The 521-nt window shown below is 63.5% G+C and carries 2 protein-coding genes; both read left to right on the forward strand.

The genetic code is table 11. The features are described 5' to 3' along the window. Nucleotides 1-279, forward strand: a 279-nt coding sequence (locus AC1RQK_RS40525; RefSeq protein ID WP_492815289.1) for a hypothetical protein, incomplete at its 5' end; no start/stop codon positions are given. A gap of 30 nt (nucleotides 280-309) precedes the next feature. Then, on the forward strand, nucleotides 310-521 hold a 212-nt coding region (locus tag AC1RQK_RS40530), incomplete at its 3' end, for a hypothetical protein (protein ID WP_492815291.1).

A 521-nucleotide genomic window follows, 5' to 3' on the forward strand; every position in this document is an offset into this window, starting at 1 on the left:
GGGGAAGCCCTGGAGTACACGGCGGTGCAGAAGGCGGTCTTCAAGGCGCATTGGCACTACATCGCCACCAAGCCGGCCCCGAAGGGCCGCAAGGCTACCCGAATCAATATCCTGCGCTACACCACGTCCGGTGGCGGCCCGGGTGGTGCTACCACCGCCAAGCCGCTCTCCGGCGTCGTCATCCTGCAGCCCGAGCGCTTCGTTAATCCCGTCCCACCAGTGAACTGCCACCTCACTTACCGCGAGGACATCACCCTCAACCTGGGCCCCTCCTCCTGAGCTACCCCTGTCTGACGTTGGAGACTGGATATGGCGTATCCCATCGAGAATCTATTCCGACCCCCTGTTGAGCTACTCTCGGCCGCCACGGCCACCATGGCTGGCACGGCGCTACTCACCGCCCCGCAGTGGTTCATGACGCCACCTCCGGTTGCCTGGACAGGCATGTTGGGCTTCTACACGCTTGCCGCCTGGCGCCTGCATCAGGGCTACCGGATCGTGCGTTTTCACCGCAACTTGAA

This window comes from Cupriavidus sp. GW822-FHT02D05 (assembly GCF_058802485.1).